Origin of the sequence: Hyunsoonleella sp. 2307UL5-6 (assembly GCF_047345485.1) — a bacterium.
GTDB lineage: Bacteria > Bacteroidota > Bacteroidia > Flavobacteriales > Flavobacteriaceae > Jejuia.
Map to the genome: position 1 here is coordinate 234,863 of NZ_JBLFEN010000006.1, position 15,572 is coordinate 250,434.

10 protein-coding genes are annotated in these 15,572 nt (G+C 31.2%); 7 read left to right on the forward strand and 3 right to left on the reverse strand.

The genetic code is table 11. The features are described from left to right. Positions 1-13: 13 nt before the first annotated feature. Together lipB and ACKGJY_RS12775 are read left to right on the forward strand one after the other, a co-directional pair. Positions 14-724, forward strand: coding sequence for a lipoyl(octanoyl) transferase LipB (lipB, locus tag ACKGJY_RS12770; RefSeq protein ID WP_413974287.1), 711 nt, complete (start codon positions 14-16; stop codon positions 722-724). Continuing rightward, positions 721-1,218: a hypothetical protein gene (locus tag ACKGJY_RS12775; protein ID WP_413974288.1), complete on the forward strand. Its 498-nt coding sequence runs from the start codon at positions 721-723 to the stop codon at positions 1,216-1,218. Before lipB ends, ACKGJY_RS12775 begins: the two co-directional genes overlap by 4 nt. 13 nt (positions 1,219-1,231) lie before the next feature. Here the strand turns inward: ACKGJY_RS12775 and ACKGJY_RS12780 are convergent, their stop codons facing one another. The 3 genes from ACKGJY_RS12780 to ACKGJY_RS12790 all read right to left on the reverse strand — a co-directional run bounded on the left by ACKGJY_RS12780 (position 1,232) and on the right by ACKGJY_RS12790 (position 5,736). Further along, complete coding sequence (locus ACKGJY_RS12780) at positions 1,232-2,281, reverse strand: nucleoid-associated protein (RefSeq protein WP_413974289.1); 1,050 nt, start codon at positions 2,279-2,281, stop codon at positions 1,232-1,234. Positions 2,282-2,592: 311 nt separating this feature from the next. After that, positions 2,593-5,025, reverse strand: a complete 2,433-nt coding sequence (locus tag ACKGJY_RS12785) for a ribonuclease HII (protein WP_413974290.1) — start codon at positions 5,023-5,025, stop codon at positions 2,593-2,595. 111 nt (positions 5,026-5,136) lie between these two features. Continuing rightward, complete coding sequence (locus tag ACKGJY_RS12790) at positions 5,137-5,736, reverse strand: ribonuclease HII (RefSeq protein ID WP_413974291.1); 600 nt, start codon at positions 5,734-5,736, stop codon at positions 5,137-5,139. Between the two features lie 274 nt (positions 5,737-6,010). On the opposite strand from ACKGJY_RS12790, the gene ACKGJY_RS12795 reads away from it, so the two are divergent. The 5 genes from ACKGJY_RS12795 to ACKGJY_RS12815 all read left to right on the forward strand — a co-directional run bounded on the left by ACKGJY_RS12795 (position 6,011) and on the right by ACKGJY_RS12815 (position 15,447). Further along, positions 6,011-9,358 (forward strand): SusC/RagA family TonB-linked outer membrane protein, encoded by a 3,348-nt coding sequence (locus ACKGJY_RS12795; RefSeq protein WP_413974292.1) that lies wholly within the window; start codon positions 6,011-6,013, stop codon positions 9,356-9,358. A gap of 11 nt (positions 9,359-9,369) precedes the next feature. Continuing rightward, entirely contained in the window at positions 9,370-10,881 is a 1,512-nt protein-coding gene (locus tag ACKGJY_RS12800) for a RagB/SusD family nutrient uptake outer membrane protein (RefSeq protein ID WP_413974293.1), read from the forward strand. A 23-nt stretch (positions 10,882-10,904) separates the two neighbouring features. Next, positions 10,905-11,804: a substrate import-associated zinc metallohydrolase lipoprotein gene (locus ACKGJY_RS12805; protein ID WP_413974294.1), complete on the forward strand. Its 900-nt coding sequence runs from the start codon at positions 10,905-10,907 to the stop codon at positions 11,802-11,804. A 22-nt stretch (positions 11,805-11,826) separates the two neighbouring features. Beyond that, complete coding sequence (locus tag ACKGJY_RS12810) at positions 11,827-13,227, forward strand: DUF4302 domain-containing protein (RefSeq protein WP_413974295.1); 1,401 nt, start codon at positions 11,827-11,829, stop codon at positions 13,225-13,227. A 171-nt stretch (positions 13,228-13,398) separates the two neighbouring features. Next, complete coding sequence (locus ACKGJY_RS12815; RefSeq protein WP_413974296.1) at positions 13,399-15,447, forward strand: putative porin; 2,049 nt, start codon at positions 13,399-13,401, stop codon at positions 15,445-15,447. The last annotated feature ends 125 nt before the right edge of the window (positions 15,448-15,572 follow it).

The window sequence follows — 15,572 nt, forward strand, 5'->3', positions numbered from 1 at the left end:
AATTTTACAGGCTATGAATAAAACTATAGCGTTACAAGACTTAGGATTAAAAGATTACAAGGAAACTTGGGATTACCAAGAAGCTTTGTTTAAAGCTATAGTTGATAGTAAAATAAAAAATAGGCGAGAAGATGCTAATTTAGAAACTAAAAATCATTTTTTATTTGTAGAACACCCACATGTGTATACATTAGGTAAAAGCGGTGATATGACTAATTTGTTATTAAATGAGGCACAACTTAAACGTAAAGGCGCAAGCTTTTATAAAATAAATAGAGGTGGCGATATAACGTATCATGGTCCTGGGCAAATTGTGGGTTATCCTATTTTAGATTTAGATAATTTTTTTACAGATATACATAAGTATCTGAGATTTTTAGAAGAAATGATAATTCTTACTTTAGAAGAATATGGTTTAAACGCAAAACGTAGTGCGGGAGAAACAGGGGTTTGGTTGGATGTAGGTACACCTTTTGCACGAAAAATATGCGCTATGGGTGTGCGTGCTAGTAGATGGGTAACCATGCATGGTTTTGCATTAAATGTAAATGCAGACTTAGGGTATTTTGATAATATTATTCCATGTGGTATTCGGGGTAAAGCAGTAACCTCTTTAAATGTTGAATTGGGTGTTGAGAAGGTAGATGAAACAGATATAAAAAATAAGTTATTAAAACACTTCACTACGCTTTTTGAAGCTGACTTTTCAATGACATCTAAATGAAACTAAAAAAAGGGATTAAAATAGCATTATTGATTTTAAGTTTTTTGATTGTTTCATTTGTATCTGTAGTTACTTATAGTATTCTGGTTATTGAAAGTGCTAAGTTTGAGTATGAAATGCTATTTTTAGTAGGTATAATTTTAGGAGGCGCACTTAGTATTGTTTATCAAATAAAAACCTTGAGATTTTATAGTTTGAAAACTAATACCTTGGAGTTAACAGGAAAACTATTTTGGATAGGAAATCTGTTTTTCTCGTTAATCTTGTTTTGTTTCTCGCTTTACTTCTTGTATTTTATTTATATAAACTTTGATAATTTTAAGGGCGACGTTCCTGTTAATGTAATAATTGCGCTTGTAGCTGTAGTTGTAATATTAGTTGTAGCTGTGTTTTTAGCTATTGAAATAAGCGTACTTTATAAAAGAATTTTAAACCAAGAAGCACAAAATTATATTGATTCCATAGATGATATTAAAGGGCATCAAGGCGAATGAGGTAAATTAAATTTTAGTTTTCAGTATTAAAAAATACCTTATAGTAGTTCATCTTTTTTTCGTCATCATAACCACGTTCTAAATATTCGGTTGAGGCATCTGGGGCATCAATGTCTAGTTTAATCTGTATATTAGTGTCTAGTTTTATATCAGTTTTTATTTTTCGCTTTTCTTTTGTTACTACTGCCTCAGCAACATCAAACTGATTTCTAATTACTAAATTCTGTTCACCTTCAAATTCCTTTTTGTAATTGTCAAATTCGCGCTTATGTTTATCTTCTTCAAATAAATCATCTTTAAAACGTTCAATATTTACAACCTCATTTTCTTTAAAGAAGTCAATGGTTTTGGCTAAAAATGTGTTTTGTTCTTTAGCACCGTATGATGTTTTAATAATTTCTGAAGAGAAGTCTTTGCAAAGTTCTATATATTGTTGCGTGTGGCTGTTTGCATCATCAGCATATTTAATATTTAAGAAATGATTAATCCAGTATTGCGCATCATAACTATTATTATCAATACTAAAAATAATATTGCCTTCTGTATCACTTTGGTTTAAAATTAAACAGCCTTTATCTACCTTTTTAGAGTTAATGCCTTTTTGTACAAGTACATCATAACTATTATTTTCTAAATATGTTTGAAAGAAATTAACCTTGTTTTCAATTTTAAAAATACCAATAGCATTAGTTGTCATATCTCGATATTCTATACCTTCAAACATCACAATTAATACATCTCCTGTTTTAATGTTTGCAGAATTAGACTGCTCATAAAGATGCATTACTATATGTTTTGAAACATCTTCAAAAACATCTTCATCATTAAATAGTTGTGTGCAATAGGTATTAATTTCGTTTAAGGAAATATCGGCATGATGGCCAAAACGATAACTTTGCACTAAACTGCTAAAAGGTCTTAATAGAAAAGGGAGCATTAAATCGTAACTGGCTTCATCAAAATCTACAGTTTTGTTTGAGAATGCATTTTTAGTATCGTTAAATTTATTACCTACTTTATGAATTATAAATTTTGAAATAGAAGCGTTTTTTCTAGAAATCATATATTAATTATTATTACTACAATACTATTAAATTAAGTTGATATGAGCACAAAAAAAAGGCGCCAAAGCATGAACACTTTGACGCCAGATTCGAGGACTTGTATTTTTGGTGGTTATATATTTAAATTAAAACAGGTTTTTTGCCTTTAATTAGTACACATCATACTTAAATTAAAAATAATAATTGTGTATATCTAGCAACTTAGCTTCATTAAAAATGTGTTATAAATATAAAAATTTGTTTCTAAGAATTAAAAGACTTTAAATAATTTAATTAACATTTAAATGTTAATTAAATACTTGTAAATAAACTAGTTAATCTTATATAATATTATAGAATTAGTATCGCCTTTGGTAACGAATTCTAAATTTCGGTCTCCATCAATATTATCTAAAGTAATTAAAGAGTTGCCATAAACAGGAAAATTTGGTATTAATTTTCCTTGGCTATCATATAAAAACACCTTTTTGGATTGTAAATCGGTTATCGTAACATAAATTTTATCATTTAAATAAAAAATACGTGGCCTAGTATAATTACCATAATCTAGTTCTATTATTCTGCTTTTTATACCCAATTTATTACCATGTAATGTTACTCGTGTTTTACTGGTGGTCTCTAAATTATGAGCAGCAGATAGTTTTAAATTAATGCTTGATACATTGCCTCTGGTGTCTATACTAATTAATTGTCCGTTACTATCTGTAGTGGTAAATTTATTTTGATATAGAAAAACGGGTTCATCAGAAAATATGTTTTTAGTTTTTGGAGACACTCTCGTTTTACCAACTCTATCTAAAATGTATAGCTTGCTTTTTGTTTTTAATACAATATAATCCTTAGTGCCAATTCTAAAATGTTTGGGGCAACTTATTATATCGTTTTTTGTTGATTTAAATGAGAAACCAGATACAATTTTTCCTTTAATATCATACATTAATACATTTTTACCTTGAGTGACTAAAAGCCTATAGTTTTTGTTTTTATCGTAATCAAACACAGAAAGCGGTTGTGTTACATCATCTTTAAATTTTAAAGGAAATGGTGTAACATCTCTACCTTTTCTATCTACAATATAAACCCTGTTTGTAGTTGCAAAAGCAAGCTGTAACCTTCCGTTTTTATACATGTCAATTTGAGATATTTCTCCTAGTAATGCACCTTTAAGTTGTTTTTTCCAAATTACGTTCCCTTTGTTAGAAATTAAGTAGAGATTGTTATTAATATCTTGTACAATAATTTCCTTCTGGTTAGTAATGTGGTTTGTTACTATTTGCGGAGTATTTAACAAGTCGGCGTCTAGTTTTAAGCTAAAACGCTCAGATATTGAATGTTGTACACGCTTTTTATTCCCTTTAATAATACCACCATGTATATGCGCAAAATTGGTGTCATAAACAAATTGTATTGCAGATATGTTATAAGGCTTTAAGTCTATATCATACAATTTGTTTAAGTTATCTTTAATTACCTGTTTTAAAAGCTGAGGTTTTGCAACAAATACCAAAGAGCTTTCGCTACTTAAGTTTGTACTTAACTCTTTAAAAGAACTCTTACTACTAAATGTAGTTTTGTTTTTATAATTGGCAATAATATTTTGAAGCGCTTCAATACTATTAGCAAATACAAAGTAACTGTCAATAACACAGTATTTTGAAACCGTAATATTATTAAGGAGTGGATTAAAAGTGTCTTGAAAAAGATTAGGTTTAGAAAATTCAAATAGAGAAATATTTCTATAAGTATCTATAATGTTTTGTTCGCTTAGTAGTGCTTCCTGCGTTGCAATTGCATCAATCGAGTTTAATACTACTGCTCTTTTATCATCTTCATAAATAACACCTATTTCTATGATAGAATTAAAGAGGGTTTCATCAATGGAGGTAGAATCTTTATTGTGAAATACAGATATATTTTTGTGTATAATATTAAAATCATCAAAAGTAAAACTTAAATAACCATCACTATTGCCTGGTGTAATGTGTTGTATTTTATGCTCTTGCGGAATAGTGTTTTTAAAAATATCAATAACTTTTGTTGATAAATCTAAAGATTTTGCAATACCGTCAAAAAAAATAGCATCTTGAGATAATTCGACATCTAGCGTAATAAAATCAGTTAAATGAGTCGATTTTAAATCACTTTCCATAAAAAAGGAAGGTGCTAATGCACTATTAGTTTTTAGTAAAACAGATACGTTATCACTATCAGATACAACATTGTGTAATTTTTTGAAAGGCGAGGTATTGCTTTTGTTATTAAAAACTTTTGTTACTATTTCTTTTGAAGAGGATACAACAAAAATACTATCTACCATTACACTATAAAACTCATGAGTATTTAAAGTCGATTTTGTAATATCATAAGATGTATACTTAAGGTTTTCTTCAGTATAATTTTTTAATGAATCCGTTTGAAATACTACACTTGAAAATTTGGTAATTAAGGTGTATTGTAAACTATCTAATTCAGACTTAGAAAAGCATAATAAGATGTTTCCGTCAATGCTAATTTTTTTTAGAGGATTTAAAAGATGCTTTAAATTTTTATAAGCTTTAGTATCAGATAATGAGTTAATAAAGGTATTGTTAATAATAGCAGTTTTTAAACTTTCAATATTAGAACTTTTAAAAACAACTTCTGAATTGCTTGGAATAACATCAATAAGTTGAGGTTGCTTATTTTTAGAATTGGAACAACTTAATGCGACTAAAAGTAGGAGGGAACACAAAAAAAATCTCATGGCGTCATTAAATTTAAGCTAAAATATAAAATGAGTTGTAAAAATAAGTATGCAACGTATGTTATTTAGTTTGTGTCATTACTCAAAACCCTAAAGAATGGTAAATCAAACTCACAAATTTAACTTTAATTGTTCGGGTAATAATTTAAAAGATGTTCTATGGTATTTAGTAGCACCATACTTTTTAATAGCTTCACGATGCTCTTTTGTAGGGTAGCCTTTATTTCTCTTCCAATTATACATGGGGTATTCTTCATGAATTTTAAGCATATAAGTATCCCGATATGTTTTGGCTAAAACAGAGGCCGCTGCAATGCTTAAATATTTACCATCTCCTTTAATTATAGTTTCGTAGGGTATATTACGGTAAGGTTTAAACTTATTGCCATCAACAATTATAAATTCTGGGGTTGTGCTCAATAAATCAATAGCTTTATGCATGGCTAAAATAGAGGCATTAAGTATGTTTATTTTATCTATATCTTTTTCAAAAACATGAGAAACACCAAAGCATACAGCTTCGGTCTCAATAATTGGTTTTAAAATATCACGTTTTAATTCGCTCAATTTTTTTGAGTCATTAAGAATTTTATTTTTAAAATTATCAGATAATATAACAGCAGCTGCTGTAACAGGACCTGCTAAACAACCTCGGCCAGCTTCGTCTGTGCCGCATTCATTTGTATATTTTGATTTTTTTAACTGTAACATGGGGTAAAAGTATAAAAAAGAGCATTAGTTATAAATATTATGCATACATAGTATTTATATGTGTTTATTTATTAAAAATTTAATTTATTTTATTAAATAATTACAATTTTGTAATTATTGCAAAAAAAATGATAATGAATTCTGTGTTTTCTTGAAAAAAGCTAACATTTTAAATGTTAAAATTCAATTATCCTAACATTTTTTAATTCAAAATTTTGCTACTTTAAGATAATATTAAGAAATTCGCTCCTTAACTAATTCAAATTTATATTCTATGAAAATTAGATTACTGTGGATTTTGACGGTATTTTTATCGTTAACAACACAATTGTCCATGGCGCAAGAAAAGACAGTATCAGGTACTATTATAGACCAAACTGGCTTGCCTATGACTGGTGTTACTGTTCAAGTGGCAGGAACAAACAGGGGTGTTATTTCAGATTTTGATGGTAATTATGCTATTAAAGCTAATCAGGGTGAAGTTCTACAATTCAGCTATGTAGGTATGAAAACTGCGCAAATTACTGTTGGCTCTAGTACTACTGTTAATGTTACAATGCAAGAAGATCTAGAAGCTTTAGATACTGTTGTTATTACAGGGTATCAAAATATTGCTAGAGAGGTCTTTACGGGAGCGTCTCAATCTGTTAAAGCCAAAGATATCGAACTAGCAGGATTACCTGATATTACGCAATCTTTAGAAGGTCGTGCTGCTGGTGTTAGTGTGCAAAACGTAACAGGTACATTTGGTGCTGCACCTAGGATTACTATTAGAGGGTCTGCATCTATTTTAGGAAATGCTGATCCTATATGGATTGTAGATGGTGTAATACAAGAACAAATTGTAAATGTATCTTTTGCTGATTTAGTTTCGGGCGATCCTAATACCTTATTAAGTTCAGCTATCGCTGGTTTGAATGCTAATGATATTGAAAGTTTTGAAATTTTGAGAGATGCCTCAGCTACTTCTCTGTATGGTGCTAGAGCTCAAAATGGAGTAATCGTAATTACTACTAAATCAGGTGGAGCAGATCAAGCTCCAACGTTTAGTTATAATGGTGACTTCTTAATGAGAGATAGACCTAGATATGCTCAATTCAACCTTCTTAATTCACAAGAAACTGTATCAATTTACAACGAACTAGAATCTAAAGGGTTTTTACAGTTTCCAGATGTTTTATTTGGACGAAATGGTGGTATCTATAATATAAGAGCAAATGCAATTAATGATTTTTCAGAATCTAATGGTGCATTTGGAATACCTAATACAGACGAGGCAAGAGCATCTTTTTTACAACAGTTTGAATTAGCAAATACAGATTGGTTTAAAGAGCTATATAACATGACACCTACTCAAAACCATAACATAAGTTTTTCTAGCGGTTCAAAAACTACAAGAACTTATGCGTCATTAGGTTATTTTACTGATGGTGGTTGGACAATTGCTGATAGAGTAAGACGTGTTACAGCTAATTATAGAAATTCTTTTCATTTTAATGATGACAAACTAGTATTTACTTTACTTGGTAGTGCCAATGTTGTAAATCAAAAAGCACCAGGTACTTTAGCAAGACAAAATGATACCTTTTTCGGAGCTTTTAATAGAGAGTTCGATTTAAATCCATTCAACTATTCTTTAACTACTAGTAGAGCATTACGCCCTAGAGATGGTAATGGTGATTTAGAGTTTTACAGAGCAAATTGGGCGCCTATAAATATTTTAAACGAAGTTGAAAATAATTCATTAGAAATTAATAGAACAGATATTAAATTTCAAGGGCAAATAAAATATGAGTTAAATGATAAGTTAACTTATAACTTTTTGGGTTCTGCTAGATTTGTACAAAATATAGGTGAAAATTCTGCAAGGGAAAGTTCAAACAGAGTATCTGCTTACAGAGCAGCAGAAAATGCTATAGTAAGAAATGCAAATACCTTTTTATTTAATGACCCAGACAATCCTGTAGCATTACCTCGTGTTGTGTTGCCTGTTGGTGGTATTTTAACTGAAACAAAAAACACGCTTACCGCATATACTTTCAGGAACTCATTACAATACGATAATACATTTAATGATGTGCATAACCTGAACGTATATTTTAATCAGGAATATAGACACGCAGACAGATCGTCGTCATCATTTACAGGTTACGGCTACCAATTTGATAGAGGTGGTGCAATATTTACAGATCCTGGTATTCTTACAAAAGACATTTTAGAGGGCAACGATTATTTCTTTTCTCAAGATACACGTTCTAGAGAGGTGTCTTTAGCAATGCAAGTTAACTACGATTTTGATAGAAAATATGTGTTAAGTGTAACGGGTAATTATGAAGGCTCAAATAGAGCTGGAGAATCCTCTAGCTCAAGATGGTTGCCAACGTATTCTATTGGTGGACGTTGGAATGTACATAAAGAAAGTTTTCTTCAAGATTCTGATGTAATTTCTAGTTTAGTATTTAGACCAAGTTATGGTGTTACAGGATTATTGAACGACGCTGCTAGTAATAATAGAGCAATATTTTTGAATGAAATAACAGATAGATTTAATTTGGACGATAGAGAAAACTTCATAAACATCTCTGATCTACAAAACTCTGAGCTTACTTATGAGCAAACTAGAGAATTAAACTTAGGTTTAGAAGTTGGATTCTTTAACGAACGTATTAGAGCAATTTTTGATGTTTATTCTAGAAGAGGTATTGATTTATTAGATTTTGTGAGAACTTCAGGAATTGGGGGACAGTCTGTTAAATTAGGTAACAATGCAGAAATGACTACCAATGGTATAGAGTTTCAATTAAACTCAGTTAATGTTAATACAAGTGATTTTCAATGGCGCTCAGGCTTTAACATCTCTTTCATAGAACAAGAGATAACAAGTTTACAGCAAAGACCAAATGTTTTCTCTTTAGTTAACGGTACTGGTAATGCAATAGGAACCGAACGTAATGCGTTATATTCATTTGATTTTGCAGGCCTAAACGAATTTGGGGTACCAACTTTCAATCTTGGCGAAGATGTAGATCCTATATCTGGTATAGATTTTCAAGCTACAGAAGATATACTTGATTTTTTAGTGTACGAAGGCCCTTCACTACCAACCATAACAGGAGGACTTGCTAATAATTTTAATTATAAAAATTGGAATTTCAGTTTCTTTATGTCGTTTTCTGCAGGAAATAAAATACGCCTAGATCCATCATATTCTTCTGTCTATACAGATTTAAGTGTGTTTCCAAGAGAATTTGTAAACCGTTGGCAACAACCAGGAGATGAAAATATTACTGATATCCCTGCAATTGCCTCGAGATCATTAATAGAATCTGTAGGTAATACAGCTATAACAAGGGCCTATAATGCATACAACTTCTCAACAGCTAGGGTTGCTGATGGGGATTTTATTAGAATGAAAAATATATCAATAGGATATACTTTTAATGGTAACGCAGTAAAAAACATTGGATTATCTTCTTTACGTTTAAATTTACAGGGTACTAATTTATTTTTATTATACTCTGATGATAAATTAGGAGGTCAAGATCCAGAGTTTTTTAATAGTGGTGGTGTAGCATCACCTATTACACGTTCTTACACGTTTACACTAAATGTTGGTTTTTAAAAAAAAATAATATGAAAAAATATTTAAAATTAATACCATTATTACTACTTGTATTGGTTTGTAGTTGTGATGATGTGCTTTCAGAAGTACCAGATAATAGAACTGAAATAGATTCTGCTGAAAAAATTTCTGAACTTTTAGTTGGAGCATACCCAGAAGCAGCTTATGTTTCGTTTCTAGAGCCTATGTCTGATAATGCAGATGATAAAGGTCCAGCCTCTGAATCAGATGTTAGGATTAATGAAGAAATGTACTTTTGGAGAGATTTAAATGATGATGATGATGATACCCCTACTAACTATTGGAATGATACTTATGGGGCAATAGCCAATGCTAATCAAGCTTTAGCTTCTATAGAAGAATTAGGTGGAGGTGATGAATTTAATACTCAAAAGGGTGAGGCGCTTTTGTGTAGAGCTTATGCACATTTTATGCTAGTAAGTGTATTTTCTAAAAGATATAATCCTGATACTGCTAGTACAGATTTAGGTATTCCTTATGTTACTACTCCAGAAACAGTCTTAATAGAAGAATACAATCGAGGCAGTGTAGCTGATGTATACGAGCAAATTGCTCAAGATATAGAGGAAGGTTTACCTCTTATAGAAAATAATTATGATGTTCCAACCTTTCATTTTACAAAACAAGCTGCCAATGCTTTTGCTTCTAGGTTTTATTTACATACCGCAGAATGGCAAAAAGTTATAGAACATAGCAATGCTGCTTTGGGAGGTTCGGGAGCAGCTATATTAAGAGACATTAATGGATTGTATAGTAATATACCTGGAGCAGCTGTAAGGTTGCAATATTCATCAGCTACCGATCCTTCAAATTTATTATTAGTAGCTGGAGGTTCAGTGTATTCCAGAGCTTTTTTCTCAGGTCTTGCAAGATATCAATTAACAAGAAACCTTGAGCGATCTTTATTTGGTGAAAGTCCAATAGGATTAGATTGGGCATATCCTACATTCACCTTTGGCGGAGATATAGGACTTACTCTTATTAAATATAACGAATATTTTAGGTTTACTAATCAAGCTGCAGGTATTGGTTTGCCATTCGTAACATTCATGATATTAACAACTGATGAAGTTTTGTTAAACAGAGCTGAGGCTTATATTATGTTGGAACAATACGATAATGCCGTATCTGACATAAATCTTATGTTTTCTACAAAAACTGAAGGGTATACAAGTGCTGATGAGTTAACCACTTCAGATATTGAAGATATAGATGGAGACTTTGCTTTTACTGATGAGAATTTTTATACACCTTTTTATGCACTACCAGCAAACAGTCTATCATATATTAATTTAGTATTAACAATGCGAAAATCAATATTCTATAATGAAGGGTTACGCTGGTTTGATATTAAAAGACATAATATCGAAGTGCAGCACAGAATTGCCAACGTTAGTGGTAACACCATAGATGTTATTGTTTTACCAAAAGACGATAATAGAAGAGCAGTACAAATTCCGCCAGATGCTCAAGCATTTGATATTGAGGCAAACCCAAGATAACATTATTTAAAAATTTTTAATCTATGAAAAATATATATTTCAAAGTAACAGGTATTTTATTTTTATGTGCTGCGTTTACTCTAACATTTACAGCATGTGAAAATGAGCCATCACTAACCGATTCTCAAATTGATACATCAACGCCAATGCTTAATGAGTTAGATGTGTGGCTAAGAGATAATTTTGTCGAACCCTACAATATCGAAATACAATATAAATGGGATATTAATGACACTGATGTTGATAGATTTTTACATCCTCCTTTTGAAGCTAATGTTAGACCACTAACAGAGATACTTAAGAAGGTTTGGATAGAGCCACATAATCAATTAGGTGGAGAAAATTTTATTAAAAATATTGCTCCTAGAGAATTTATTTTAGCAGGAGGTTTCAATTTTAATCCTGGTGGCAACACCATCACTTTAGGTATAGCAGAACAAGGAGCTAGGATAACACTATTCAATGTAGATCTTCTAGATTTTGACAGTATTTTATATGAGGAAGATATACCAAATGATTTCGATGTACAGTTTTCAATAATTGGCCCGTTATCTACAATTCATCACGAATATGGACATATACTAAATCAAATAGAACCTTACGACCCTGTTTTTGATATAGTAAATCCAAATAACTATACATCTTCTTGGGCAGATAGAAGTAATGAAGAGGCTAGAGAGTTGGGGTATATTTCAGCTTACGCGTCAAGTCAACCTAGTGAAGATTTTGTTGAAATGGTAGCATACATGTTAACACGTTCTAATACAAGGTGGGAGAACTTGGTAAACAGTATAGCAAACCCTCAAGCCATAGCATCTATAAGAGAAAAAGAGAGAATCATTGTAGACTACTATCAAGAAAAATTTAATATAAATTTTTACGAATTACAAGAATTGTCGTTTCAAGCATTATTAGAAATATAGTTAAATAACTAAAAAATTACATATGAAACTTATCACTAAAAATAGTTTTTTAAAACTATTATTTTTATCCTTTTTGGTATTCTCCTCGTGTAGCGATGATGAAGATCAAAATATTTTTGATCAAACACCCTCTGAGAGAGTAGATCAAGCTATTAATGAATTACAAGAGTTATTGCTGGCTCAACCTAACGGTTACAAAGCAGTATATTTCACGAAAAATGACGAAAGAGGTGGCTTTACAACTTTCATGCAATTTAATGCAGATGGTACGGTAAGGCAAACATCAGACTTCAATGATGATATCGATTTACAAAATTCTAGTTATGAAGTACGATTAGGTACTTCTATAGAATTGGTATTCACAACACGTAATCACATTACAAAAGGAACTGATCCAACTGCTATTACCGAAGTTATAAACGGATTTCCAACAGGTTTAGGCTTTTTTGGGACCTCAGTTTTTCAATTTTTTAGTAATGATAATGGTGTATTAACCTTTAGAGATATAAGAAACAGTGATACAGCATTAATGGTGTTATATCCAACTAATTTTACAGATTTTGATACAGAAAGTATATCTGCTGTTAATCAATTACGAAATCAAATTCCAAGAATTGCAGAACCAGAATTATATCAGGTTTTTGAAATAGAAAATGCTAATGGTGGTATTAAGTACGATATGTTATACAATGAAACACGTCGTTTTACAAATTTATCTGGGTTTTCTGAAACAGAAATTATTAATCTAACTTTTGGTGTCGCTTACACAGAAGAGGGTATAACTATTAGTCCTGCTTTAGAATTCGAAGGCGTTTCATATTCAGATTTTATCTACGATGAGACTACAGAAAGGTTTGTATCTACTGTTGATGGAACTACTGCCAGTATTTACTACAGTAATGCACCTGCTTTTATAAACCCTAATGATTTAATAGAGTTAGAAGAACTAGGTCCTACAGGCTTTTTATACAGAAGAAGTTTAGGCGATAATCCTCTAACCTCTGGTTCACACGATGATATGCTAGCTCAAATAGAGGCTAATTTAGGTGCTGCCTTCGGTAGTACATGGCAAGTAGCTCAATACCAGCTGTCAATAGATTTTGAAAGTGACGATTGTGATACATTTTTGTTTGTTCAAATAGTTAGAGCAGATGGTGCAGCATTTAATCTATTTTATTGTTTCTTAAGAGGTGATATAAGCGACGGAAGATTATTTTTAACTTATGATGGTCCAGGTGGAGGAGCCTCTGGTCAAGTAGAGCCACTAATATTACCATTAATAGAGTTTTTTGCAACACCAAACGGTTTAACATTCGCAAGGCATGGAGCATTTAGTAGTGATACCTTTAACTTTAGTAATCCATCAGGATCATTCACTAATAGTGACAGTGGTATAAGAGTTTACGGTCTATTTTTCGGATAAAAAAAACCAAATAAAATTTTACGTTTACAATAAATATAATCCCTACTCATATCCAGTGTAGGGATTTTTTATGCAATACAAAACACTCAATAAAATAAAATTTAATATAATTTTTTCATTTTACGACGTTATCATATTTTGTATTTACATTTGCAACGTTTTTAAATATCTATGCAGAAGTTAATCTTTGTTTTATGTTTTGTGTTTTACGCTACGGTAGCTTTTGGGCAAGGTAACCCAGAAAACTCTCCATTTCGTAAAGTTTCCAAGCCTACTACTTCAGAACAAACTCAAGACAGTACTGCTACACTAATAAATAGTAAAAATACATCTACCAAAAGTTTATTAGGAAAGTTAACCAAAGGAGATGCCGATGATAAAAAAGCCAAAATCCAAGAGTACTTAATCATTTCTCATGAAAGTGATACCACCTTTGTTGATACCACATTATCAATTCAAAAAGAATATAAATTTAACTACTTACGTAAAGATAATTTTGGTTTAATGCCATTTGCTAACTTAGGACAAAGCTATAATAGTCTAACCTATAACTTTCAAAACACAACTCTCCTACCGCAATTCGGGGCCAGAGCAAGACACTTCAATTATATGGAAATTGAAGATGTTTTCTATTATAAAGTACCAACACCGTTAACAGAACTCTTCTACAAAACTGCATTTGAGCAGGGGCAATTAGCAGATTCTTTTTTCACAATAAACACATCACCGCAATTTAATTTTTCAATAGCCTATAAAGGCGAACGCTCTCTAGGGCAATATCAGCACATTTTAACTAGTACAGGAAATTTTAGATTTACTACAAACTATACAACAAAAAATAAGCGCTATTATATGCGTGGGCATATAGTAATGCAAGATTTGCTAAATGAAGAAAATGGAGGGTTGCAAGACGACGACATAGTTAATTTTGAAAACGGAGAACCAGATTTTCTAGACAGAGCTATTTTCGACCCCAATTTCGAAGATGCAGAAAATACACTTAGAGGTAAACGTTTTCATCTAGACCATGGTTATAATTTGTTCAACAAAGTGGTAAAAAAGGCATTACCAAAAACCTTAAACGATTCAACATCTACTTATAAACTCTCAATAAATCATATAATTTCGTTCGAAGATAAATCATTTCAATACGATCAAACAAGACAAAATGCAATATTTGGAGACGCATTTAGAAGCTCCAACCTAAGAGATCGCGTAACTTTAGAAAGATTGCACAATCAATTAGCCTTAAATTATATTAATAATGAGTTAGGAAATTTTAGCGTAAATATAAGTGGTACGCATTACAACTATGGCTATAACAGGATTGTGGTGCAACAAAATAATACCATTACCAACCGCTTAAAAGGAAACATATACGCAGCAGGAGGTAAATACCGTAAGTTTTACAAAGGCTTTAATATTCAAGGAGAAGCTGGCGTAAACCTCATTGGCGATTTTACAGGTAATTATATTATAGGACAAGCATCATACAATATAACAGATGATATTTTTGCAAAAGTAAAAATCAATCACAGTTCTAAAGCACCAAATTTTAATATGCTTTTATATCAAAGTAACTACCAAGATTACAATTGGCAAAATAATTTCAATAATACAGAAACTCAACAAGTAGCCTTTCAATTAAAATACAAACAACTAGTAAATCTCTCGGTAGATTACTCTACTATTTCAGATTACGTATATTTTAAGCAAGACGAAACAGTTACAGAAAGTCAATCCATACGTGTATTTCAAAATAACAATACAATAAATTACTTAAGAGCTAAGTTAGAAAACGAGATAAGTGTAGGTAAGTTTGCTCTAAACAATACGGTGCTGTATCAAAACGTACAAGACGATAATAATGTATTAAATGTACCGCAACTCACCACAAGAAACACCCTGTATTTTAGCTCAGAGCTATTTAAAAAAGCCATGCATCTACAAACAGGGGTAACCTTAAATTATTTCACAAAGTATTATATGAATGGTTACAATCCTGTCCTTGCAGAATTCTTCGTGCAAAACGAAAGAGAATTTGGCGAGTTTCCAAGGTTAGACTTTTTTATTAATGCTAAAATCCGACAAACCCGTATCTTTTTCAAGGCCGAACATTTTAATTCAGCATTTACAGGCTACAACTATTACTCCGCACCAAATTATCCTTATAGAGACTTTACAATACGCTTCGGTTTAGTATGGAATTTCTTTCTATAAAATTTCCATGGCGTTCCCCCAAGGGGTCGGGCTATCCGCTATATCTTTTTTGTATTGAATTTATTTTAGTATCTTAATAAACCACAGTTAAACCACAGTTAAACCACCCAAAATAGTCTTTTTAT

Excerpts from the sequence above, each read along its gene's own strand:
- lipB (WP_413974287.1), top strand. The coding sequence starts at position 14 with ATGAATAAAACTATAGCGTTACAAGACTTAGGATTAAAAGATTACAAG.
- ACKGJY_RS12775 (WP_413974288.1), top strand. The coding sequence starts at position 721 with ATGAAACTAAAAAAAGGGATTAAAATAGCATTATTGATTTTAAGTTTT.
- ACKGJY_RS12780 (WP_413974289.1), bottom strand. The coding sequence starts at position 2,281 with ATGATTTCTAGAAAAAACGCTTCTATTTCAAAATTTATAATTCATAAA.
- ACKGJY_RS12785 (WP_413974290.1), bottom strand. The coding sequence starts at position 5,025 with ATGAGATTTTTTTTGTGTTCCCTCCTACTTTTAGTCGCATTAAGTTGT.
- ACKGJY_RS12790 (WP_413974291.1), bottom strand. The coding sequence starts at position 5,736 with ATGTTACAGTTAAAAAAATCAAAATATACAAATGAATGCGGCACAGAC.
- ACKGJY_RS12795 (WP_413974292.1), top strand. The coding sequence starts at position 6,011 with ATGAAAATTAGATTACTGTGGATTTTGACGGTATTTTTATCGTTAACA.
- ACKGJY_RS12800 (WP_413974293.1), top strand. The coding sequence starts at position 9,370 with ATGAAAAAATATTTAAAATTAATACCATTATTACTACTTGTATTGGTT.
- ACKGJY_RS12805 (WP_413974294.1), top strand. The coding sequence starts at position 10,905 with ATGAAAAATATATATTTCAAAGTAACAGGTATTTTATTTTTATGTGCT.
- ACKGJY_RS12810 (WP_413974295.1), top strand. The coding sequence starts at position 11,827 with ATGAAACTTATCACTAAAAATAGTTTTTTAAAACTATTATTTTTATCC.
- ACKGJY_RS12815 (WP_413974296.1), top strand. The coding sequence starts at position 13,399 with ATGCAGAAGTTAATCTTTGTTTTATGTTTTGTGTTTTACGCTACGGTA.